This is a genomic window from Pantoea sp. SO10 (assembly GCF_005281435.1).
Classification (GTDB): Bacteria; Pseudomonadota; Gammaproteobacteria; order Enterobacterales; family Enterobacteriaceae; genus Pantoea; species Pantoea leporis.
Genome location: NZ_CP040097.1, coordinates 78,187 through 99,025, shown reverse-complemented (window position 1 = coordinate 99,025; position 20,839 = coordinate 78,187). Strand labels below are relative to the sequence as shown.

The 20,839-nt window shown below is 47.8% G+C and carries 14 protein-coding genes and 2 pseudogenes; 7 read left to right on the top strand and 9 right to left on the bottom strand.

All coding sequences use genetic code 11. The annotated features are described in order from the left end of the window. Nucleotides 1–127 precede the first annotated feature (127 nt). A pseudogene (locus FCN45_RS23410) lies at nt 128–1,125 on the bottom strand (integrase core domain-containing protein). Nucleotides 1,126–1,668: 543 nt separating this feature from the next. Here FCN45_RS23410 and FCN45_RS23400 point away from each other — a divergent pair. After that, nucleotides 1,669–2,553 (top strand): RepB family plasmid replication initiator protein, encoded by an 885-nt coding sequence (locus FCN45_RS23400; RefSeq protein WP_137387527.1) that lies wholly within the window; start codon nt 1,669–1,671, stop codon nt 2,551–2,553. Nucleotides 2,554–3,277: 724 nt separating this feature from the next. On the opposite strand, the gene FCN45_RS23395 is transcribed toward FCN45_RS23400, so the two are convergent. After that, nucleotides 3,278–3,955, bottom strand: a complete 678-nt coding sequence (locus FCN45_RS23395; RefSeq protein ID WP_137387526.1) for a hypothetical protein — start codon at nt 3,953–3,955, stop codon at nt 3,278–3,280. Nucleotides 3,956–3,984: 29 nt separating this feature from the next. Continuing rightward, a complete protein-coding gene (locus FCN45_RS23390) occupies nt 3,985–4,722 on the bottom strand; it encodes a tyrosine-type recombinase/integrase (RefSeq protein ID WP_137387525.1) in 738 nt (245 codons plus the stop codon). 575 nt (nt 4,723–5,297) lie between these two features. On the opposite strand from FCN45_RS23390, the gene FCN45_RS23385 reads away from it, so the two are divergent. Both FCN45_RS23385 and FCN45_RS23380 read left to right on the top strand, forming a co-directional pair. After that, nucleotides 5,298–5,621, top strand: coding sequence for a hypothetical protein (locus tag FCN45_RS23385; RefSeq protein ID WP_137387524.1), 324 nt, complete (start codon nt 5,298–5,300; stop codon nt 5,619–5,621). Between the two features lie 3 nt (nt 5,622–5,624). Further along, the gene (locus FCN45_RS23380; protein WP_137387523.1) at nt 5,625–8,930 is read left to right on the top strand and encodes a hypothetical protein; all 3,306 of its coding nucleotides are present in this window, start codon (nt 5,625–5,627) and stop codon (nt 8,928–8,930) included. Between the two features lie 234 nt (nt 8,931–9,164). On the opposite strand, the gene FCN45_RS23375 is transcribed toward FCN45_RS23380, so the two are convergent. After that, nucleotides 9,165–10,031, bottom strand: a complete 867-nt coding sequence (locus FCN45_RS23375) for a hypothetical protein (RefSeq protein ID WP_137387522.1) — start codon at nt 10,029–10,031, stop codon at nt 9,165–9,167. 62 nt (nt 10,032–10,093) lie between these two features. Further along, the gene (locus tag FCN45_RS23370; protein ID WP_137387521.1) at nt 10,094–10,819 is read right to left on the bottom strand and encodes a hypothetical protein; all 726 of its coding nucleotides are present in this window, start codon (nt 10,817–10,819) and stop codon (nt 10,094–10,096) included. 1,115 nt (nt 10,820–11,934) lie between these two features. Here FCN45_RS23370 and sopA point away from each other — a divergent pair. Continuing rightward, on the top strand, nt 11,935–13,101 hold the full coding sequence (gene sopA, locus FCN45_RS23365) for a plasmid-partitioning protein SopA (RefSeq protein WP_137387520.1): 1,167 nt from the start codon (nt 11,935–11,937) through the stop codon (nt 13,099–13,101). Beyond that, nucleotides 13,101–14,057 carry a ParB/RepB/Spo0J family plasmid partition protein gene (locus FCN45_RS23360; RefSeq protein WP_137387519.1) on the top strand — a complete coding sequence of 319 codons (957 nt, stop codon included), beginning with the start codon at nt 13,101–13,103 and terminating at the stop codon, nt 14,055–14,057. Before sopA ends, FCN45_RS23360 begins: the two co-directional genes overlap by 1 nt. Nucleotides 14,058–15,057: 1,000 nt before the next feature. Here FCN45_RS23360 and umuC (FCN45_RS23355) read toward each other — a convergent pair. From umuC (FCN45_RS23355) to umuD, 3 genes and pseudogenes are all read right to left on the bottom strand, one after another. Further along, nucleotides 15,058–16,101 (bottom strand): annotated as a pseudogene (gene umuC, locus FCN45_RS23355) (translesion error-prone DNA polymerase V subunit UmuC); the annotation flags it as partial. Between the two features lie 59 nt (nt 16,102–16,160). Further along, on the bottom strand, nt 16,161–17,435 hold the full coding sequence (umuC, locus tag FCN45_RS23350; protein ID WP_137387561.1) for a translesion error-prone DNA polymerase V subunit UmuC: 1,275 nt from the start codon (nt 17,433–17,435) through the stop codon (nt 16,161–16,163). Between the two features lie 8 nt (nt 17,436–17,443). After that, entirely contained in the window at nt 17,444–17,893 is a 450-nt protein-coding gene (umuD, locus tag FCN45_RS23345) for a translesion error-prone DNA polymerase V autoproteolytic subunit (protein ID WP_137387517.1), read from the bottom strand. A 1,383-nt stretch (nt 17,894–19,276) separates the two neighbouring features. On the opposite strand from umuD, the gene FCN45_RS23340 reads away from it, so the two are divergent. Both FCN45_RS23340 and arsH read left to right on the top strand, forming a co-directional pair. Continuing rightward, the gene (locus FCN45_RS23340) at nt 19,277–19,612 is read left to right on the top strand and encodes a helix-turn-helix transcriptional regulator (RefSeq protein WP_137387516.1); all 336 of its coding nucleotides are present in this window, start codon (nt 19,277–19,279) and stop codon (nt 19,610–19,612) included. Next, a complete protein-coding gene (arsH, locus tag FCN45_RS23335; protein ID WP_137387515.1) occupies nt 19,609–20,331 on the top strand; it encodes an arsenical resistance protein ArsH in 723 nt (240 codons plus the stop codon). The genes FCN45_RS23340 and arsH overlap by 4 nt, the downstream gene beginning before the upstream one ends. 42 nt (nt 20,332–20,373) lie before the next feature. Here arsH and arsC read toward each other — a convergent pair whose 3' ends face one another. Then, nucleotides 20,374–20,802 carry a glutaredoxin-dependent arsenate reductase gene (gene arsC / locus FCN45_RS23330; RefSeq protein WP_137387514.1) on the bottom strand — a complete coding sequence of 143 codons (429 nt, stop codon included), beginning with the start codon at nt 20,800–20,802 and terminating at the stop codon, nt 20,374–20,376. Nucleotides 20,803–20,839 lie beyond the last annotated feature (37 nt).

Sequence of the window (20,839 nt, the reverse complement as noted above, 5' to 3'; positions counted from 1 at the left end):
CCAGGTAAAAGGTTAGATGTAGTAAGTATCAAATCTGATATATCAGGCAAGCTGAAAAGTGAACAGCTTGCTATAAATGTGATCTTTATTCCGGTTCTTTGACCTGCCCCAGTATTTGATAAAACCGTTAGTTAGCAATGTCGGTTGATTTTTCTTCATGTTTCCCGTTACGCCAGCCTGCTGCACATTGAGCCGGCTTCTGATAATTGATCGATGATTGAGGTCTGAACTCGCTATAGTCCTTACGTCAGTCATTAATGATTTTCCAATCGCATCCCTGAACCAACGCTCATTCAGGCATTCATCCCGAAAGGGCGCGTTGGAAATCTCAAAAAATCCGTTCTGAGTTGGCTTGCCCGACTGAATTAAGCGCTACTCAACACCATGTTCAAAAGCCCATTGATCCAGCGCGCGGCAGGTAAATTCCGGGCGATGATCGGTATTATCGTCGCAGGATATTCACGAAACAGCGCGATGATGTCCAGAATAGGCGCAACCTGAACGCCTGTAATCCCGAATGTAGTGGTGATTGTCAGGCACTCCATTGTGAAATCACCCACACAGGTATGGCACTTGATTCGGCGGCCGCTGCCAAGTGCATCAAAGACAAAATACGTTGACCAGGTCAGGTTCGGGAAATACGGGCGCAGCAGTGGAAGTCGCTCAGTCGCCAGCCCTTAGCGTTTTACGCTAAGGCCATAAGGTTAATGTTGCGGTAAACCCGCTTGTGATAAACGCAAAGACCATCACGGCGCAGAAGCTGCCAGATACGCCGCTAACCAAAGTCGGCGGCGTTCAAGTTACAGATCTGTGATGCGTAGAGATAATTGTGCAACTGACCCGTTGCCTGATACATGGCCTCCATAGCTTCCCGCCTCTGGTCTGTCATCAGAACTATCGGTCCAGATTCACCTGAGGCGCTTCCTTATCCAGCATGGGGTCAGCGAGCAGCTTCTTGAGGCAGCGTTTCTCTCTTCATGTGACTTAAGCCGCTTGACTTTGGGAACTTCAATACCGGCAGAAATTGAAGGTAGCGTCTGAAATAGCATGTTGGCGTTAGAGTTCCCGGGCCGAAACCCCGGTTTCAGCCTCGCGGAGAATACTGATGATATGTTCATCGGAAATTGCTTCTTCATGGGAACGTCCTCAAGTGACTGATGAAGACATTGCTAACATAGCGATGTCTTCATCAACGGAAAGCAGGATCTTCCTCAGAATCTTAGGATTCACCAGATGAATGGTTGACCACCTGTTTGTTGTGAAACTTTAAGCCACAATTGTTTGCGATAAGGATCAGTTGCGGGAACGGTGAGTGGTCATACAGTAAACTGTATGGCCGTGAAGCGTTGGACAAGCCGTCAGGCGCGGCAGGCTTTTGTTTTATCAACATATCCACTGGATAGATCAATTCTTTTAAGATCATAAGAAGATCATATTGAGATCATTAGAAGATCAAAAGAGATCACAAACGCTCTATCCCAATGATCTAAGTAAGAAAAACACCACTTAGGGTATTTACTTTCATGAGAAAGGTATCTACTTTCATGTAACAGGTATTCACTTTCATGAAAAAGGTCTCTACTTTCATGGAAAAGGTATTTACTTTCATGCTATAAAGGTATCCACTTTCATGACAATGCGATCTTTCTGACCTGTGGGTGTGGATAAGTGGGAAACGACAACAAAGTCATAGACATAAATAATCCTTTTGCGATTGTTAAAAAGGATTCAGAAACAGTTTATCTACTGGAGCCAAACAGCAACAAAACCGTTCAGCCGGTGGCACTGCTGCGTCTGAGCGTCTTCACGCCCGTGGCCCCTAAGGAAAAAGGAAAGCGTGACTTTCTGATTGACGCGTCCGACGAACTCTCAAGCCTTGAGGTGGCAAAGCGTGAAGGCTATACGGATATCAAGATCCAGGGCGCTAAGCTCAGCATGTCCACAGATTTTAAAACGTGGCTCGGTATCATTATGGCTTTCTCCACCTATGGCTACAGCAGTGAAACCATTCGTCTGCCCTTTACTGAGTTCGCCAAGATGTGCGGCATTAAATCCGCGGATCTCAACGCACGTTCGCGCAAACGCCTGCACGACTCACTCTTCAGCATTTCCAGTGTAACGCTCGCCTTCAGCAGTAAGGATGGCAAGAAATCCATGTTCTCTCACCTGGTGCAACGCGCGGTGCTGAACATGAACACGGATACGGTGGAGATAACGGCAGACAGCAACCTGTGGGAGCTCTACCGCTACGATCACAAAGTGCTGCTGGGCCTTAAGGCGCTGTCTGAGCTGTCCCGTAAGGAAGCCGCGCAGTCTCTCTATATCTATTTCGAGAGTATGCCCGGCGGAACGCTCTACATCTCCATGAAGCGCCTCAGAGAGCGTCTGGCGATGGGCTCACCCGTCAAGCTGCAGAATTCTATTATCAGGCGCGCGATGGCTGACCTTGCGAAGATAGGCTACATCGATTATACCGAGCTCAAAAAAGGCCGTGAGATCCAGTTCGTCATCAGCAGCCGCTCTCCCAAGCTTCAGGCGTTACCCGGTCACTGATTTCTTCAAAGGTATTCACTTTCATGCAGACGCCACAGATGTGTTTGCTTCCACGATGTGAAGAGGCAGGGTATTTACTTTCATGACTGACCGGCGGGAAATCATCCCCCTTGTCACAATGAAAGGTATCTACTTTCATGCATCCCGCCGTAAGCTCACCTTTTCCTGACACTACTGGACGTTATGCGGTGTGTGCTTTCATGAAGAGGCCGGTTGCAGTATCTGCTTTCATGATCCCCCGCGTCGAAGGTATCTACTTTCATGGAAAACGCGTATCGGCTCCGCAGCTGTGCATGAAAGTGGATACCTTTCTCAGGGCCGATCGCTGTCTCTGCATGAAAGCAGATACCTTTCGGGCAGTATTCACCGACTCCTGCATGAAAGTAGATACTCTTTCAGACTCGTGAGTCCCGGCGAGTCCGTGCTTCATGCAAGTAGAGACCTATCTCATGAAAGTAGATACCTTCCATCTATTCCGCTCCCTTCCCGTACTTAAGTGAGTGAGTGCTTGCTAAGCATGAAAGTCACGGATAACGGGACTCGTTAACTCTGGGCTGCATCCGGACGGACTGAACCTGACCTCCGTTCGGCCTCATGTCAGATGAAGAAAAAGGGTATCGTGAGAAGGTATTCACTTTCATGCAGGGCATGGGATTAGTTCAGTCAGAGCTTCCCGATTTTGCATATCATGAAAGTAAATACCCTTTCCCTTGTGGCGACACTGTCACTTTTGTACCGGCGGCGAACTCTCTGATGTGCATCCGTCTTTTGATCCCGGCGCCCTATTATTAAATGCTTCTAAATCAGTCTCCAGTACCCGGGTCATTGCCGGAGTCGGCACCGATGAAAACATCAGCCACGGAAAACACCAGGTGACCATGTTCAGTAATATTGCCGGCGCAATGTACTCAATTCCGGCCTTCCACCCTACCAGACCGGAAATCGCCAGAACCAGACCGAACGACAGAGGAAGGTTCACGTATGCAAATCCCCGCCATGCGCGCCGGTACCATTTTTTATCGAAGCTTATCTTACCGTTATGTTCGCTGAGCCAGCTGCGCCATGCCGCCAGATAACGCGGCCGCTGATCAAACCGGTGACAGAACTCAACTGCCAGAGGCTGCAGCCTGTAATTAAATATCCCTGTCAGCGGATGGAGTACGAGCTGCTTGAGTTCACGTTCTGCGAGCTCTTTCGCCTCATCACTCAGGTAATCCAGCGTGCGGATCTGTACCAGACGCTGCTTTTTACGGTTAAGGAGGTGACGTATCAACCCGGATGGATCCGCTTTTACCAGCCACGTGTAAACAAGCGTCGCCATCATTACTCCGGCCAGTACCAGCCATACCTGAGAGCCGAATTTCAGAATCACCTCCACGGCCTCAATCATTCCAGAAGGCATCTATACCACTCCCTGTTCATTATTTTTAATCAGGCCGGCGGCAGGCTTCTCAGCACTGCCGCCGCTTCCGCGCCCTGCCCGCTGAACGACACCTCAAGCGTGGCGGCCACGTCGAGGGCAAACACCCGTGTGTACACCTCTATCGAGCGCGAATCCTTGTGCCCCGCCAGCGCCTGAATGACCTTGAGCGGCTGGCGGTGGTAGAGCAGGTGCATGATGTACGAGTGGCGAAACGTGTGCGGGGTCACCGGCACCGAGAGGTGCACGCCGTCGTCCGCCGCGCGCTTCACCGCCGCCTTCAGCCAGTTGCGCATGGTTTCATCCGTCACGGACCACAGCGGCTCGCGCCGCTTCGGGCGCTCGCTCGCCATCCACACCTCCACCTGGCGCACATAGGCCGGATCGGTAAGCGGCACCAGTCGCACCGCGCCCTTAGGCGGGCGCCCGCGCCGGCTCCGAACCTTTTCGGAGAGGATGCGCACGAACGGCCGCGGCCCGTCGATGACGAATGACTCTGGCGTGAGCGTGCAGCCCTCGCCGATGCGCGCGCCGGTGTTCCACAGCGTGTTAAAGAAAAAGTGGTGGCGCCGGTCGGGCATATAATGAAGCAGCGCGGCGACCTCGGGGGCGAGCAGGTAAAACGGCGTCACGCCGTTCGCGGTGGCCATGCGCCGGAGCGCCACCGCTGTGGCAAAGTCGGCGCCCGGCGCGAACGACAGCGCCGTCACGCGTCCTGTTAAATTCTGCTGGGGTATCAGGCTGTTCATCCGTTAATTTTCACGTAGCGACGTCGGGGTCTGTGAGGGCTATTTTCGCCGCCCCGCCCACGCGGGGAAAGCGGAATAAATCGCGGAAAAAGGATCCGGGATTTGGTTTTACCCGCAGATTAGCGCCTTATCCAAAGGCGGTAAAGGATCCTTTTCCCCGGGAAAACCGCCCCACCCCGCACGCCGCAAGGTCTGAGGGCCAGATCCGACTCTTTGGTATAAATCGAGTAATCCAAAAGATGGGGGAGTAGAAGAGATATATGTTCGATGGCACTATCTCTTGCATATATGGAACGGGCTCGAGCCTCGCCATGGTGAAGGTGGCTTGAACTTTAAAAGTTGAAGGGTTAGATGTTTGGAACACCTGGTGGCCAAGTGAGGAGGACTTCAAGTTTGCTTTACTGCCATAGTCGTAAAAGAGGCTCAAAGAGTTGTTTACCTCAGTAGCAGTATTATTACGATAGCTAACTCTACATATTTAAAATTGACAATTGATCTCGAATGGGAAAAGTCTTATTTTGTTGATGTGACGTAGTGATTTAGACAACTCTCTTTTCAATTCTAAGGTGAAAAAAATGGATCCGATTACCACAGCTATACTAGCAAGAGGGATTTATGATTTATTACAAAGCAGTCTCTCTTATACTAAAGACACATTGAAAGAAAAATTAAGAGAATTCATTGTTGATGAAAAGAAAGCCGACGAGGCTGCAGAGAAGATTGAAGAATTAAATCTTAATGAAGATATGAGTCAAAAGGCAATTGAGAAAAAAATCAATTCAGATCCTGAACTTTTGGATATCCTTAAGTCTATAGCGAAGGAAAACAACGTTAATGTTAATCAATATCATTTTGGAACCGGTGATAACGTTGCTCGCGATAAAATAGTAAAGGAATAAACTATGTCAGAAATCACTTTGTCACATCAGGGAAGTGGTGATAACGTTGCCCGTGATAAAAATATATCATTTGAAACCTATATCACCTTTGTTACGTCGACTGTACCTGAAGACTTGCGTAAACCAGTAACGGATATTTTGGATAAAATAACGAATAGAGAGTTTACGAAAGCAAGAGAAAGCATTGATTTAATTTCTGGGTTGGGAAATCAAAGCCACGATGTAAAAGATCTTCTGTCTCTTCTAAACATAAAATGTTCAATTTGTGAAGATGAAAAGTCATCAATTGCTATTGGAAGTTTGCAGACTATAATTTCATCCTCAGGAAACGCCATGATAAAAGACTTGGCGATATCACTGGTGTTGAAATCTGAAGCTAGCCTTTTCGGGAAAGAAGTTGCCGTTAAAAGATACGATAATATAACTGTCAGCGGACCATTTAGTAGAGCTGTAGCTTTTGAACTTTTCACCTCGAAAGAAAACCTTATAAAAATAGTAACTACAAAAATTTACGACTTAACCGAAGAAGAATTACTTGGGTTGATTAGAGGACTTTTCAATAAAAGGTGTCTTAAGGAATCCTTAGAAGCTTCTGAGTATTTAAATAGAGTTTACAATAACTATAATTCTAAGGTTGTTTTGCTTTTTGCGAATGCACTAAGCATGAATGAGAGCCTCTTGCATAAAGATTACTGGAGCTTAACACAAGAAGTAAAAAATAATGTTAAGAATTTAATTTTTGATGCAATATCTATATACCAAGCCAGTGAGGCTAAAGATGCACGACTTTTCAATATTCTGATTCCTTGTTTGATGTATGTGAAAAGAGATAATGAACAGTTAGAACTAATTTGCCTCGAAAACATAGATATGCTCAGGGAGTTCGATAGTGATTTTGCTGATGACTTAGTTTTGAAGCATCAGAAAGAAGGGTTATCAGATAATCATCCTGTCAATGATGTACGAAGATCAATTGAAGATGTTTCTTATAAGCGTAAACTGGTTGATGAGTTACTTGAAAAAAAAGAAATCGAACTCGGTGATTTATGGCTCGCAAGAAATCTGATGACACCGCAGGAGATGGATCGTTGGATAAAAAATGGTGTTAAGATTACTGGCGGAACGACGACTCTATCATATGAACTTAATAATCTCTTTTTGCATCTTGCGAACAATGATATAGCTTCGATTAAATCATGCCTAAGTATAATTCTTCAGGTTTCGGATGCTGATTTTGAGTCAGTAAATCTAGAATATATCCGCAATATAATTGACCTCCTTAAAGAGAAAAAGTTAAGTTACGAGGCATGCGATTTACTACTTAAATTTTTTCGCGGCTGTAATGATATCTGGTGCTCTCCTTTTGTCGAAGCGACTCTTTTGCTCCTGTATCATTGCGCAAGATATAAAGATTTTTTGGAACTGGAGAGCAAAGTTAACAATCAGGATAAATCAGTCACAATCGCAAATTTGACTATATTTATTCATCTTTTTCATGGTCTTCCGGAAAAAGCTTACACCTCTATAAAGCAATATGCGCACAGTAATAATCTAGATTTTGTCAGGTTGAAATTACTTACTTATAAAAAACTAGAAAAACCAGATGAAATTATTAACGAAGTGTCTTCCTTTGATTTTAGTATGTTCACACCACCTACACCTTTGATGAATCACATCATGTCATTGTTAGTAGATTTAAATGAGATGGGTGCTTTCGAAAAAATAATTATAGATTGGTTTATTGACTCTCCTGAGAAAAATTACAAATATATCTCTTCTGCATGTCTAAATATGGTTTTAAACCAAGAGCGAGCGGAATTTACACCAAAGTATAATGTGAATGGACTCATTCGAGGTGTTCAGTATAAAGACGGAAATAAGCATATTACTAAAATCATCTCTGATGTTGATGGTGCCAGTAGTTCTTATCTTTTAACGCGTGATAGTCTTCTTGGCCATGCATTATTAGATGCCAACAAGGGAGACCAACTTTCTGCAGGAATGAAAAATGTAGAGGTCGAAGACATCATGCCTCCTTACGTTGCTATTCATCGAATTTGTCTGTCTATACGTGATGAATCTAATGATGGCTCAGATCCCTTTCAGTCGTTTAGTGTTTCAGACAATCCTGAAGAACTAAAAGAACAGTTAAAGAAGATATTATCTGGGACTAGAGTTCATAGTAGTAATATGAATGATCTTATGAAGCAGGATGTTGCACCTTTAGCCTTCAGAATGAATTTTGTTAATAAACATGATCCAGTCAAGGCTGCATTTTCATTATTAATGAATAAGAATGTAAAATATAGGGGTTTTGTTGATGTTGGAAGTGAAGTTTCTGATTCTATATGCACGGATATTATCACGGTGATTTATCTTTGCCTTATATCATTCTCTGGATACTTTGTTAAGAATGACATTAAGTTGTTCCTTATCCAAGAAGATATTGATTCAATCTTGAAATGGATTGATGAAATTGAAAGTGATAAGTTTATGACAGTGGCTGAGACGGATTCTGGCGGTCTTTTTATCAATACATCAGAAACAATTAAGAGTGTTTTTGGAGTTCTTCTTTCCAATATTAAGAGTATGATTTCACTACTGTGCCCGTTAAATATTGTCCCTGATAATTACAGTCAGGAGGCTCAAGCGCTCAATGAACCATGCGGACCCAACTTCGCAAAAACAATGTATGCCATTAAGAATAGTGGTTTTCCGTTCTTCTCTATTGATACTCAAACTTGTTTATTATATAAAAGTCTTGTTTCTGTACAGGTAGTAAATACTAATAACTTGTTACATAATATCCAAAATGATATGGCGTATGGTGATAAAGAAGAAGGATTGTTGTTACATATACATGGCTCTCTCCCCTACCCTGTAACACTTGATGATTTTATAGGTTTGTCAGCTTCTCTTACAGATGCGCATGGAACACATCTTTCTGCGCTGATAAATAAATATTCAGGTAATTATAATAAAAATATATTTTTGGACAAATTTATGTCTATGCTGTTTTTGAGTTATTACTTTAAGTTTGAACTCGTACCCACAACTAATTTGAATTTTCTTTTAACCCACACGATGCCATTAGGTCGACGCGTTGATCGCGTATTCAATGCCTGCTGTAAGGCTATTTGTCTAGTAGAAAGTAATATGGAAAGAGAGGCGAAAATGGCCAGTTTTATTACTGCTTTTAGTCGTTCAGGTTTGCTCGACAGAAACCTTGTAACATTACTTTCTCATCTGGTCTCTCAGTTTCTGCGTGGGCATTTTCTGAATGCCAATCAAGTTAAATCCTTAATCTAATCTTTTCAGCACTTAAGCCAGCGGAAGTTATACGGGATTTTATCACAAAGGATGACCGAAAAGTCCTTGTACAAATACGCTTTACCACGCTGCAACTCATTGAATGATAGTGTTCAGGTGGGGTGATATTCCCACCTGATTCATCATTGTTGATGCTTAGTTAATGTATCCGGTGCTACTGACCCCAGATTTCGTGCATGATACTCCAACTCTGTAGCCCTGCTTGCTTATAACCTATTCATAGCTCGTTCTCAGGTGCATTCGGGTTAGCTTTTTTATCACTATTGGATCATTGATAATCTGTGCTTCAGACCAGATCGGAATTTTGTCACTGCCAAGGGTAAATGAAGGCAGGCAGCGCTTTACAAATCCACAGAAGGTATCCACATGATATCCCTTTATTCTGGAGGGCGAACCTTTATCTCCGATAAAAAAATAACCATCGTGTTTGATTTTTTTTCCTGTTACTGGGTCTTCTATTATTTTGCCTCTTACTTTATCAACATAGATCACATCTCCGGGATGTAATCCGGTTTCTTTATTTCCTGTCTGTGCCGCCATCGTTCGGTAAGGGACCAGAAGCCATCCGTTCGTTCCGTTCCCATAAGGCGTATCAGTGGATTTATGATAGTTAAAGCCATACCCTGATATTCCCAAGCCGGGGAAAGGAATATCACAGTCTACAGCGTAAGGCGGCTTTTTCTTAAACTCTCCTCCATGTGTTAACCTCACCTCCTTTCCCTTGTAGGTTGTTTTTATTGAACCCTCTTGGGCACCTATACACCAGTCACTCAAGCTCACATTGTCGGAAATCGCTTTGCCATCCTTATCCCTAAAAGGCACGCCGTTTTGTCTCACCACAGGCCTTACCGTGTAATAATAAGTAGACCAGATCCGTATATTTCTGGCAGGCGTGATTGGCGGGGGGATGTCAAAGCTGTCTTGAAAGACGGGCGCCAGTATGTGAGCGCCTCCTTCTTTCAACTCTTCTGACTGTGCTGTAGGCGAAGCTGTTAATATTAATGCTATCAAAATCGTACGGATTGAGAATAATAAATCATTATTGATATCTTTACGATAAGAGGTATTATTAGTCATCATATAGCACCGATTTTATTATTTAAATGGATGGGGTGTTTTCATTATCAGGTGATTTCCACTGCTCATGATGTTGTTGTTGGTGATATTTTGCATGCTTTTATGCTAATTCTTATTACTTCCGCTATTGCGGTTACTGCATTGGGTTCCGTAGCTTTATTTCTTGGTAAATTTCTTTGAACCATTATTGCGGCATTTTTTTCATTTATTATTTTGGAAATTGCATTTATATCAGGAGCTATCAGATTTACTGCGGACTGTTCAGATTCAAGCTCAAAAGCCAAATCAGAAATAACACTTCTGATATAAGGTTTTAAAATCTGAATCACGGAAGGTGTCCTTGTATCATCCATAGCAACAATCAGTTGCTCCGAGCTGATGTCTGTCATGGCCCTGTAAATGCAGTTCAGTTTCTGACGCGTTGTGCGATAATTGAGTATTTGAGCGTCATAGCTGTACCGCTGCCCGGCCACCCCTCCCGCAACTGTTGCGCCACCGGCATAGAGCGCTGTTGTTAGCGCGCCACTGGCTGCGGCTATAACGGATGTCACTGCGCCCACCGCGCTCACGTCGCTGAACGCGTATTTCTGCGTCGCCAGGCGGTTCTGTTTCTCTGCCAGCTTTCGCTCAAACTTTTTCACGTCATTTGCAGCTGAAAGATAACCATTCTTTTCAGCTTCCGTATTCGCGGGAATAAAAGACGTTATATCGCCTGCTTCTGGAACCGCGTTGGGATAGGGAGAAGTGCAGGATACAGACGCAAGGCAGATAACAGACAATATTGCTCTCATCTTGTTTTCTCAGCCGTTCATTATTAACTAGAAAGGATAAGTTATCGTATTACAGCGTTTCGCTTTTATATTTGAACAGGATCGTATTATTTCGTTGCGTTTATTCCTAAATGACAGGCTGCGTGCTGCTGATTTGAACTTCCCCCAGACCATATTCCCCTTTCCCCAAAAAAGGACCGAATGGCATCAGATCACCCTTGTTTTTCTTCTCCATGCTTTCCGTTTTCTGCTATTTCAAAATGGATCTCACCGAGCGTGCTGAATCCACAACATATGCCAGGCGTACCGTATCCAGACTGAACATGAACGCGCGCGGATCCTTTTCCTGCCCGTTCGGTAACTATCTGTTTCCGTCTCATGTTTTATTTACTTAAATCGGAACAAAGGAGTCCGGCATCTGGGGGTACGTGGCCTTTTGCGCTGGAACCGGCGAAAATACCCCGATTAAGACGAAACGCTGCTGTGTGAATTCTGGATAATTTTCGGTGCTCTGCCCCTGCAGATTTCACGCAGCGCCGCCTGACAAGTCGGAGTCATAGGACGCTTCCTACGCCGAGCTCCCTCTGCCTGGCCACCCCGCCCCGCTGACCGCGCGCCGTCGCACTTCTGGCGTGCGCTGGCGCTGTACACTACGTCGATTAGCCCCCTATACCTGCTGGTCACTGAGATAGACGCCCTGCTCCACCACATCCTCGACTGGACGTAACATGCGTTCATTATCAAGCTTGGAACACAGGCGTGCGCACTTACGAGGTGCTGGCACCGCTATTTTCCCACAGCTTTTCCATGCACATGCTCTAAAAACACGTTCACCCCGGCATACTCAAGGCGCTGTTTGGTCACCAGAATTCTTAGACCACCGAGTCGAAGGTGTTTGTGCTGGACGTGGCCGCCGGTCAGCCGATGTGGTTCAACAGGGACACCAGCTCGGCAGTTGCTGTGCAATACGCCCTAGCGGGCGATGCCGTCGGGAGGCGCAGTAACGGCACTTCCCGGCAAATGGAGCAAATATCTTAAACTTTGCACTGAATGGCGTTATTTGCAAATTTGATGTTGCTTTGCATTAATTATCAAGATTTAATGAAAGGGTGCAAAGTTAATAATGGAGAGTGTTCGTGGGATTGATGAATACGCTGGATCAGTGTATCGCCGCAGGTCACGAGATGACCAAAGCTATAGCGGTGGCTCAGTTTAATGATGACAGCCCGGAGGCGCGTAAAATAACCCGCAGATGGCGCGTAGGCGAAGCGGCGGATCTTATTGGCGTCTCACCTCAGGCCATTCGTGATGCGGAAAAAGCCGGGCGACTGCCCTACCCCGATCTGGAGATGCGCGGCCGCGTGGAACAACGTGTAGGCTACACCATTGAGCAGATTAATCACATGAGGGATGTTTTCGGGACCCGCCTGCGTAGGCCCGATGAAAGTATCCCTCCCGTGATTGGTGTCGCGGCTCATAAAGGCGGCGTGTACAAAACTTCCGTGTCGGTGCATCTTGCCCAGGATCTTGCGCTTAAAGGTCTTCGTGTGCTTCTGGTTGAAGGTAACGATCCTCAGGGTACCGCATCTATGTATCACGGATGGGTGCCGGACCTGCATATTCACGCCGACAATACGTTGCTACCCTTCTATCTCGGCGAACGTGATGATGCCTTTTATGCGATCAGGCCGACCTGCTGGCCCGGCCTTGACATCATTCCTTCCTGCCTGGCATTACACCGTATTGAAACCGAGCTCATGGGACGCTATGACGAAGGTAAACTGCCAACTGAGCCTCACATGATGCTCAGACTGGCTATTGAATCTGTTGCTCAAGATTACGACGTAGTTGTCATCGATAGTGCACCAAATTTGGGTATTGGTACCATTAACGTGGTCTGTGCAGCGGACGTACTAATCGTACCTACTCCGGCTGAGTTGTTTGACTACACCTCTGCCCTGCAGTTCTTCGACATGCTTCGCGATTTGTTGAAGAACGTAGACCTCCAGGGGTTTGAGCCAGATGTCCGTATCCTGCTGACCAAGTACAGTAACAATAACGGTTCGCAGTCGCCGTGGATGGAAGAGCAGATCCGGGACGCCTGGGGCAGCATGGTTCTGAAAAATGTTGTTCGCGAAACTGATGAGGTTGGTAAAGGCCAGATCAGGATGCGTACTGTATTCGAACAAGCCATCGATCAGCGCTCTTCTACCGGTGCCTGGCGTAACGCGCTGGCCATATGGGAACCCGTCTGCAACGAAATATTTGACCGTCTTATCAAGCCGCGCTGGGAGATCCGCTGATGAAACGTGCACCTATTATTCCTAAATCTTCTCCCTCTTCTTCTGCGGGTGCTCAGTCTTCTGCGCCCGCTGCGCCGATGGTTGATTCCCTGATCGCTCGTGTCGGCGGCATGGCCAAAGGAAATTCTATCGTTTTACCCGTATGCGGACGAGACGTAAAATTCACGCTGGAAACAGTCCCAGCAGGTCAGGTAGAAAAAAACACTCACGTCTGGGGTGGGAATGAGCGTGTACAAGCGTTTCTGACGGAAGATGCTCTCGACGATCTCATTCCTTCTTTCCTGCTTAGCGGCCAGCAAAACCCTGCTTTTGGTCGCCGGATTGACGGCGGGATCGAGGTTGCTGATGGCAGCCGCAGGCGCATGACGGCTATCCTGACTTCTTCTGAATATCGCGTGCTGGTTGGCGAGCTGGACGATGAACAGATGGACTCATTGTGTAAACTCGGAAATGACTACCGGCCTACCAGTGCCTTCGAACGGGGAAAACGCTACGCGCAGAGACTAGAAAATGAGTTTGCGAATAACATTTCAGCTCTGGCCGATGCTGAAGGAATTTCTCGTAAAATTATTACGCGCTGCCTCAACACGGCCAGACTACCTAGCGAGGTAATATCTCTTTTCTCTCATCCAGGTGAACTTTCGGCAAGGGCCGGTGAACAGTTATTTAAGGCGTTTGAAGGCAAAGAATCATTGCTGGCTGAACAAACCGCGTCTCTTATCGCAGGACGAAAAAACGGTCTCCTTTATGAGTCAGAAGAGGTCATTCAGGAACTGAATTCGGCGCTGACTAAAGGCACTCATTCGGTACGGGAACCTGCGGTCAAGAAAGACTTTGCTCCGGGGGCGACTGCGCAGTACAAGGGAAATAAGGTGTTGTTCAGTCTGGACAGAACCAAAATCCCCGAGACTCTTATTGCACAGTTTGAAGAATTACTCACTCGTCTGAATCGTTAATCATTGTCCTGGGACCGTGGTCCCAGAACGCCGGCCCTGCTCCTGCATTACTCTGTGAAGACATAGAACTAATAAAGAATTACTTTTAAGTAATATAAAAATTTGAAAACATGACAGTTGGGGCGGTGGTCCCAACTGTCATATACCCTATCCTGTGTTTATCCTTGACTCTGCCAGACTCATATCCCGTAAGCTGCAACTAACACAATGCGTGTTGGGACCATGGTCCCAACACGAGGTTGGTTCGCGTTGCTCATCACTCACCCTCAATCAGGCAGACATGAGGCCAGACTCCGCTATATTTAATCTAACCGCACATCACTATGACAGCTGGGACCATGGTCCCAGCCTAAGTACCTTTAGGTGCTGCGTGTTCATAATTTCCTGAACTTGCTGTCTTAGCTTGTATTTACTCAACTTAGACTTGTTGGGACCGAGGTCCCAACCTAAATCATTCAGGTGCGAACCGAGTTCGTGAGTTTCTTCGCCATTACCTACGCCACAGCAAGGATAGCGTAACATCCGGATTAATTTGATATCTGCTGGGACCATGGTTCCAGCACCAATCTAAAATGCCATATCTATTGGGAACGTGGTCCCAGTCTGCGCGTCTTTAAGGCGGATATATTTAGCATTGCGCTTGGCCTTCGCTAGGTATTTATCCCTTTCAAACTTAGTCATGCTAACTGTAACAATTCGGTCTGCACACTTACTATTTGGTCACCCCTTGCTGAGCAAGTTTGCACGTCTATGGGTCGCAGTTTTGTTAGTACTCGTCCGAGCCCACTTCAGGTCGATGCTACGTTTAACACCAGCGGGTATCCTTCTACAGGCTTTTAAGAGCATGGCATGCCAGAAGGCCAGGCAACGACAAACACTCTTCATACTGAAATTGCATTTCCTGCCGGGGCATTAACTCAATACATTTCATATGTGTTAACAATGGTATTCAGGTGAAGTGGAAAACCTCTAAGGGGAGAAATCGCCGGTACCACTTTGCCTATAACACGAGCGCAACTGGAATATCAGCCCAGCGAGTTGTCCACGCAGGGCTGAGCATTTCGCGCTTCATCTTCCATTCAGTATTAACGCCCTGACCCGCAAACCAGAGATTTCCCAGACCGGACTGATTAATGCCGTCCAGCACCTTCATTAACTTTGCACTGTAAGGGTGGGGGGCGTCCTCATCAAACAGGCTCAGCTGGCTGACACCATTGGGGGTGAAGTCATCAAGCATAATCCCTGCTTTCATGTACCGGCGGCCTTCCAGCCAGATGCGGTCCAGCGAGCGCATAGCCACAGCTATCACATCGCGGGTATCCTGAGTGGGAAAACTGAGATTTTCACTGGCGCTGTTACCATAAAACACCTCACCTTGTGCGTGAGAAGAAGTGCGGATAAATATCCCCACGCGGCGGCAGAACTGCCGTTCGCCTCTTAGCTTCTCGGATGCGCGCGTCGCGTACTGGCAGAGCGCCTGCTGCATAGCCACTTTTGACGTAATGCGCTCGCCGAACGATCGCGAACATACAATCTGCTGTTTCGCAGGGGTAAATTCTTCCAGCGGAATGCAGGATTCGCCGTTGAGTTCGCGTACGGTCCGTTCCAGCACCACGCTGAAGTTTTTGCGAATGAGGGTAGGGTGCGCACGCGACAGCTGCAGGGCGTTTTCGATGCCCATAATGTTCAGCTTCTTAGCAATGCGCCGTCCAACGCCCCAGATTTCTTCGACCGGTTGGTTTTGCAGGAGAGTGGCGGTTCGTCTGGGGTTCCCGGGTGTCAAAGCCAGTACTCCCCGAAACTGCTTCCACTCTTTACTGGCCCACTGAGCACTTTTGGCCAGTGTTTTGGTGTGCCCCATGCCTACGCCGACAGTCAGACCGGTTGTGGCCAGCACGTGCGCTCGCAGGCGCTGCCCGAAGTGTTCGAAGTCCTCACACCCATCGATACCGGTTAAATCCAAGAACATTTCGTCAATGGAGTACTGCTCTACCTTCGGCGTCATCTCCTCCAGTGCCGTCATGACCCTCTGGGACATGGAATGGTTTATGTGGAATACAAAAACAACGTCCGGCAAGGTCCATTTTTGCCATCTCATTTTAATTAACGTACCCGCGCAACGGGAATGTCAGACCAGCGTGTTGTCCACGCAGGACTGAGCATTTCCCGTTTCATTTTCCATTCAGTATTTATCCCCTGTCCGGCAAACCAGATGTTCCCCAGCCCTGACTGATTAATGCCATCAAGTACCTTCATCAGTTGCGCACTGTTTGCCCTTGGTTTGTTCTCTTCGAAGAGACTGAGTTGTGTAATACCGTTCGGCGTAAAATCATCCAGAGCAATACCCGCTTTCATATAGCGCCGGTTGTCCAGCCAGATACGATCAAGTGAACGCATAGCGACTTCGATAATGTCGCGTGTATCCTGAGTGGGAAGGGCAAGTTTTTCGCCAGCATTGTTCCCGTAGAACACTTCATTAACGGCGTGTGGTGACGTCCGGATAAAAATCCCGACGTGACGGCAAAACTGACGCTCTCCCCTTAATTTTTCAGCTGCGCGCGTTGCGTACTGGCACAGTGCCTGCTGCATGCTTTCCTTAGAGGTAATGCGTTCCCCAAAAGAACGTGAACAGACAATCTGCTGTTTGGCCGGAGGAAGCTCTTCAAGTGGTATGCATGATTCGCCATTAAGCTCACGTACCGTCCGTTCCAGTACAACGGAAAAGTTATCCCGGATGAACTTCGGACTGGCCTGTGAGAGCTGAAGTGCGGTAGTGATGCCCATCTGGTTCAGGCGCTTACCGATGCGTCGCCCCACGCCCCAGATTTCCTCAACTGGCTGGTTTTCAAGAAGAGTTGCCGTTCTCCTCGGATTGCCTTTTGTCAGCGCCAGCACGCCACGAAATTGCTTCCACTCCTTGCTTGCCCACTGCGCAGATTTTGCCAGCGTCTTGGTTGGCCCCATGCCCACACCTACGGTAAGACCCGTAGTGCTGAGCACGTGGGTTCTGAGGCGCCGACCAAAATGTTCAAAGTCTTCACAGCCGTCTATGCCCGTCAGGTCCAGGAACATTTCGTCAATGCTGTACTGCTCTACGCGAGGTGTCATCTCTTCCAGAGCAGTCATGACTCGCTGGCTGAGGTTATGGTAAAGCCCGTAGTTCGAGCTGAAAATAAAGACCTTTTCTGGAAAACCTTCCGTTTTTATCTGAAACCAGGGTGCTCCCATTTTTATGCCCAGCGCTTTCGCGCCGGCACTGCGGGCAATGACACAGCCGTCATTATTGCTGAGCACGACAACGGGTTTGCCACGTATATCCGGCCTGAACAGCGCTTCGCAGCTGGCATAAAATGAGTTGACGTCCGCAAGTCCAAACATAGGCATAGCTACTTCCTGCGCGCACGCGTGCTGTTAAAGAACCAGGTGACAACACCAAGCAACTGAAGCTCTTCCGGGTATATCACGGAGTAGGCGGGATTCATGGGCAGCAATGCAAGTCGCGGTTGCAGCTGCAAACGCTTAACGGTGAACTCACCGTTGACTTCAGCAATGACAATATCGCCGTGCGAGGCTTCTTCGGCGCGGTCAACCACCATGACATCACCGTCACAAAGACCCAGCTCCTGCATGCTGCTTCCGCTTGCGCGAACAAAGAACGTAGAAGCGCGGCGTTTTATGCAGAGCTCGTTCAGATCTAACTCTTTCTCCACATAATCCTGGGCAGGGGAGGGGAATCCAGCAGCGCATGGATCTGCGTAAAGCGGCACTCTTAGCGGCGGCGTAAATACGGGAGGCCAGAGTAGCGTCAGGCCCTGCGTGTAACTAACGGCCTTCATTTTTTAAATCCCGGGCACCTGGCAATGATTGATTTAGTAAAAAAGATGAAATGCGCATGAAAACCCCCAAACTAATACTGTTCATGTATACAGTATTAATGAGCTTCGAAGCGCTGACAAGTGGGGAGATGTGACTTATTCGAATAAAAAGGGTGCTGCTCAGTACGATCAATCCCTTAGAAGACAATTTTACAAAAGGATTCTCGTGTACCTATGGGCAGCTTTGAGCGAGGAGCTGACGTCAAAACTATGGGATAGGAATGTTATGCCGCATTAGACATAACATCTATTGTCCAACTGGCATGAAAAAGCCCGTTTTGCGGGCTTCAGTCGTAGATTTCGCGTCGATGGCTTATATAGGGGGCAGCATGGGAAAGAGAAATCATCTTACGTTAAGCATTTGGGCTTAAGAGGTGATTTCGTTCCATTGAGCAGAAACCCATGACTGTAAGGGATGTACGGAACTATCTTTCGAATAACAGAGGGCGGAGCAGCGGTAGTTCAGGTGGTTATCTATACCATACTGGTAAAAAAAAGCCTTGGCATAGGATATTTTTCCTTTTCCAAGCGGCCCCCACCTTGATGCCCGAATGGGCATGTGCTTTGCTTATTATCGCTATGACGAAAAGGTGAAGAATTGTATTTCCCTCTAACTCACACTGCCATAGGACGGTGTTGCGAGCCATAACTCAACCAATAAACTGATTGGAGAAATCCTATGAGTACCGATACCCTCTCCCCGAAAAAAAACGAATCCGCACCTCCCATTTACCTCCATCTGGAAGATGAAAATGGACAGTGTGCATGTGGAGATGATGAGGGCGCTGAGTTGAAGCAAGCGAACTTCGAGACAAAGATCGAAGATAACAAACTCCGAATCAACTTGTCCCAATATGGAGCAATGCCAGTGATAGGCCCAGCAGATGAGATAGCCGCTGTGCGCGTGCACGTTCGCGGCAAAGCGGTGTCAGTGTTTGCTATCTACGAAGACCCACAGAAAACCGCAACTATGGGCTGTTGTTCTGGCTCTGGATGCAGTTGCTATGCACGCGGTTGCTATTGCTAGCAAGTAGGGCCCATCAGGTGTCCGGATTTACCATAACACCCCTTCCGGCACCTTTCCCCGGCTCAAATCCCGAAAAATGCCCTTGATGATTTCGGCGCATTTGCATAGCTATGCAGTGAAAACTCTTCTCCAAAGATTAATGCATACAGATGTTGAAAACGTCCGCTCCTGGCACGAAACTGCCAATGCATGGGCGAAAAAGCTGTAGTAAGCGATCAGCGGACATTTTCCTTATTGAGGACATAACAACTCAATCACACTTGTTGACTGGAATTTTATTTCTACTATTCTGGAAATATAGATAAATGGGGATTGCTATGGACCTGAACACTGCAGCCAGCGCCTTAAAGGAACTCGGCCATCCTACGCGGCTGGCCGTTTACAAAACGCTGGTTAAGGCCGGACATGGTGGGTTGCCGGTCGGCGATATACAGAAGCATCTGGATATCCCTGCATCCACGCTGAGCCATCATCTTTCCGCGCTGATGTCTGTCGGGCTTATCCGCCAGGATCGTCAGGGGCGTACGCTGTTTTGCCTGCCACAGTATGAGCGGCTGGAGCAGCTGCTGGCCTTTCTCGTCGAAGAGTGCTGCAGCGGAGAAGGGGGATGCGGCTTCAGCCTGCCCACACAGTTAACGGAGAAAACACAATGAACCTGACGGACATGACGCTACCCAATATCGATGCTGACCTGTTTGATGCACCGGTGACGACCGCAAAGCTGGCGGCGACAGAGCTCACTCATGCGCCGCGCATACTGATGCTGTACGGTTCTATACGTGAACGTTCGTTTAGTCGTTTTGCCACGGAAGAAGCGGCTCGACTGCTGACGGCGATGGGAGCCGATATCAGAATTTTTAATCCATCCGGCTTGCCTCTTCCCGATGACGCGCCTGAAACGCACCCTAAGGTTGCCGAGCTGCGCGAGCTGGTGCTGTGGTCAGAAGGCATGGTGTGGTGTTCACCGGAGCGTCACGGCGCGATGACCGGCGTGATGAAAGCGCAGATTGACTGGATACCGCTGGCAACCGGCGCGGTGCGCCCGTCTCAGGGTAAAACGCTGGCGGTGATGCAGGTCAGCGGCGGCTCTCAGTCGTTTAACGCGGTGAATCAGATGCGTATTCTGGGGCGCTGGATGCGCATGATCACCATCCCTAATCAGTCTTCCGTGGCCAAAGCCTGGGCGGAATTCGATGAAGCGGGTCGGATGAAGCCGTCGGCCTATTACGAGCGCATCGTGGACGTGATGGAAGAACTGATGAAGTTCACCGTGTTGACGCGTGGACGAAGCGACTACCTGATCGACCGCTACAGCGAGAGAAAGGAGAGCGCGGAGCAGCTCTCAGCCAGGGTTAACCAGCGCAGCATCTGATAAAACCGGCGAAACGCCGGTTTTTCTTTTCATCCTTTCTGATTACTGGCTGACGCGTTTACCGTCCGCACCAATCACCACTTCGCCATCTTCTTTAGTAAACGGGCCCTGTTGCGGGTCAGGCAGAATGTCCAGCACGACTTCTGAAGGGCGGCAAAGCTTTGTTCCCAGCGGCGTTACCACTATCGGGCGATTAATCAGGATCGGGTGAGCAAGCATGGCATCCAGTAGCTGTTCATCTGAGAAGCTGTCGCTGGCGAGGCCCAGCTGTTCATACGGGTCAGTATTTTTACGCAGCAGCGCCCGTACACCGGTACCCATCGCTTCAATCAGCGCTTCAAGCGTTTCACGCGTCGGCGGGGTTTCAAGGTAATGGATCACTACGGGTTCTGCGCCGCTGTTGCGGATCAGCGCCAGCGTATTGCGCGAAGTGCCGCAGGCGGGATTGTGATAAATGGTGATGTCAGACATGGTAAAACCTCGTGTATGGGGGCCGCATGCGCCGCCC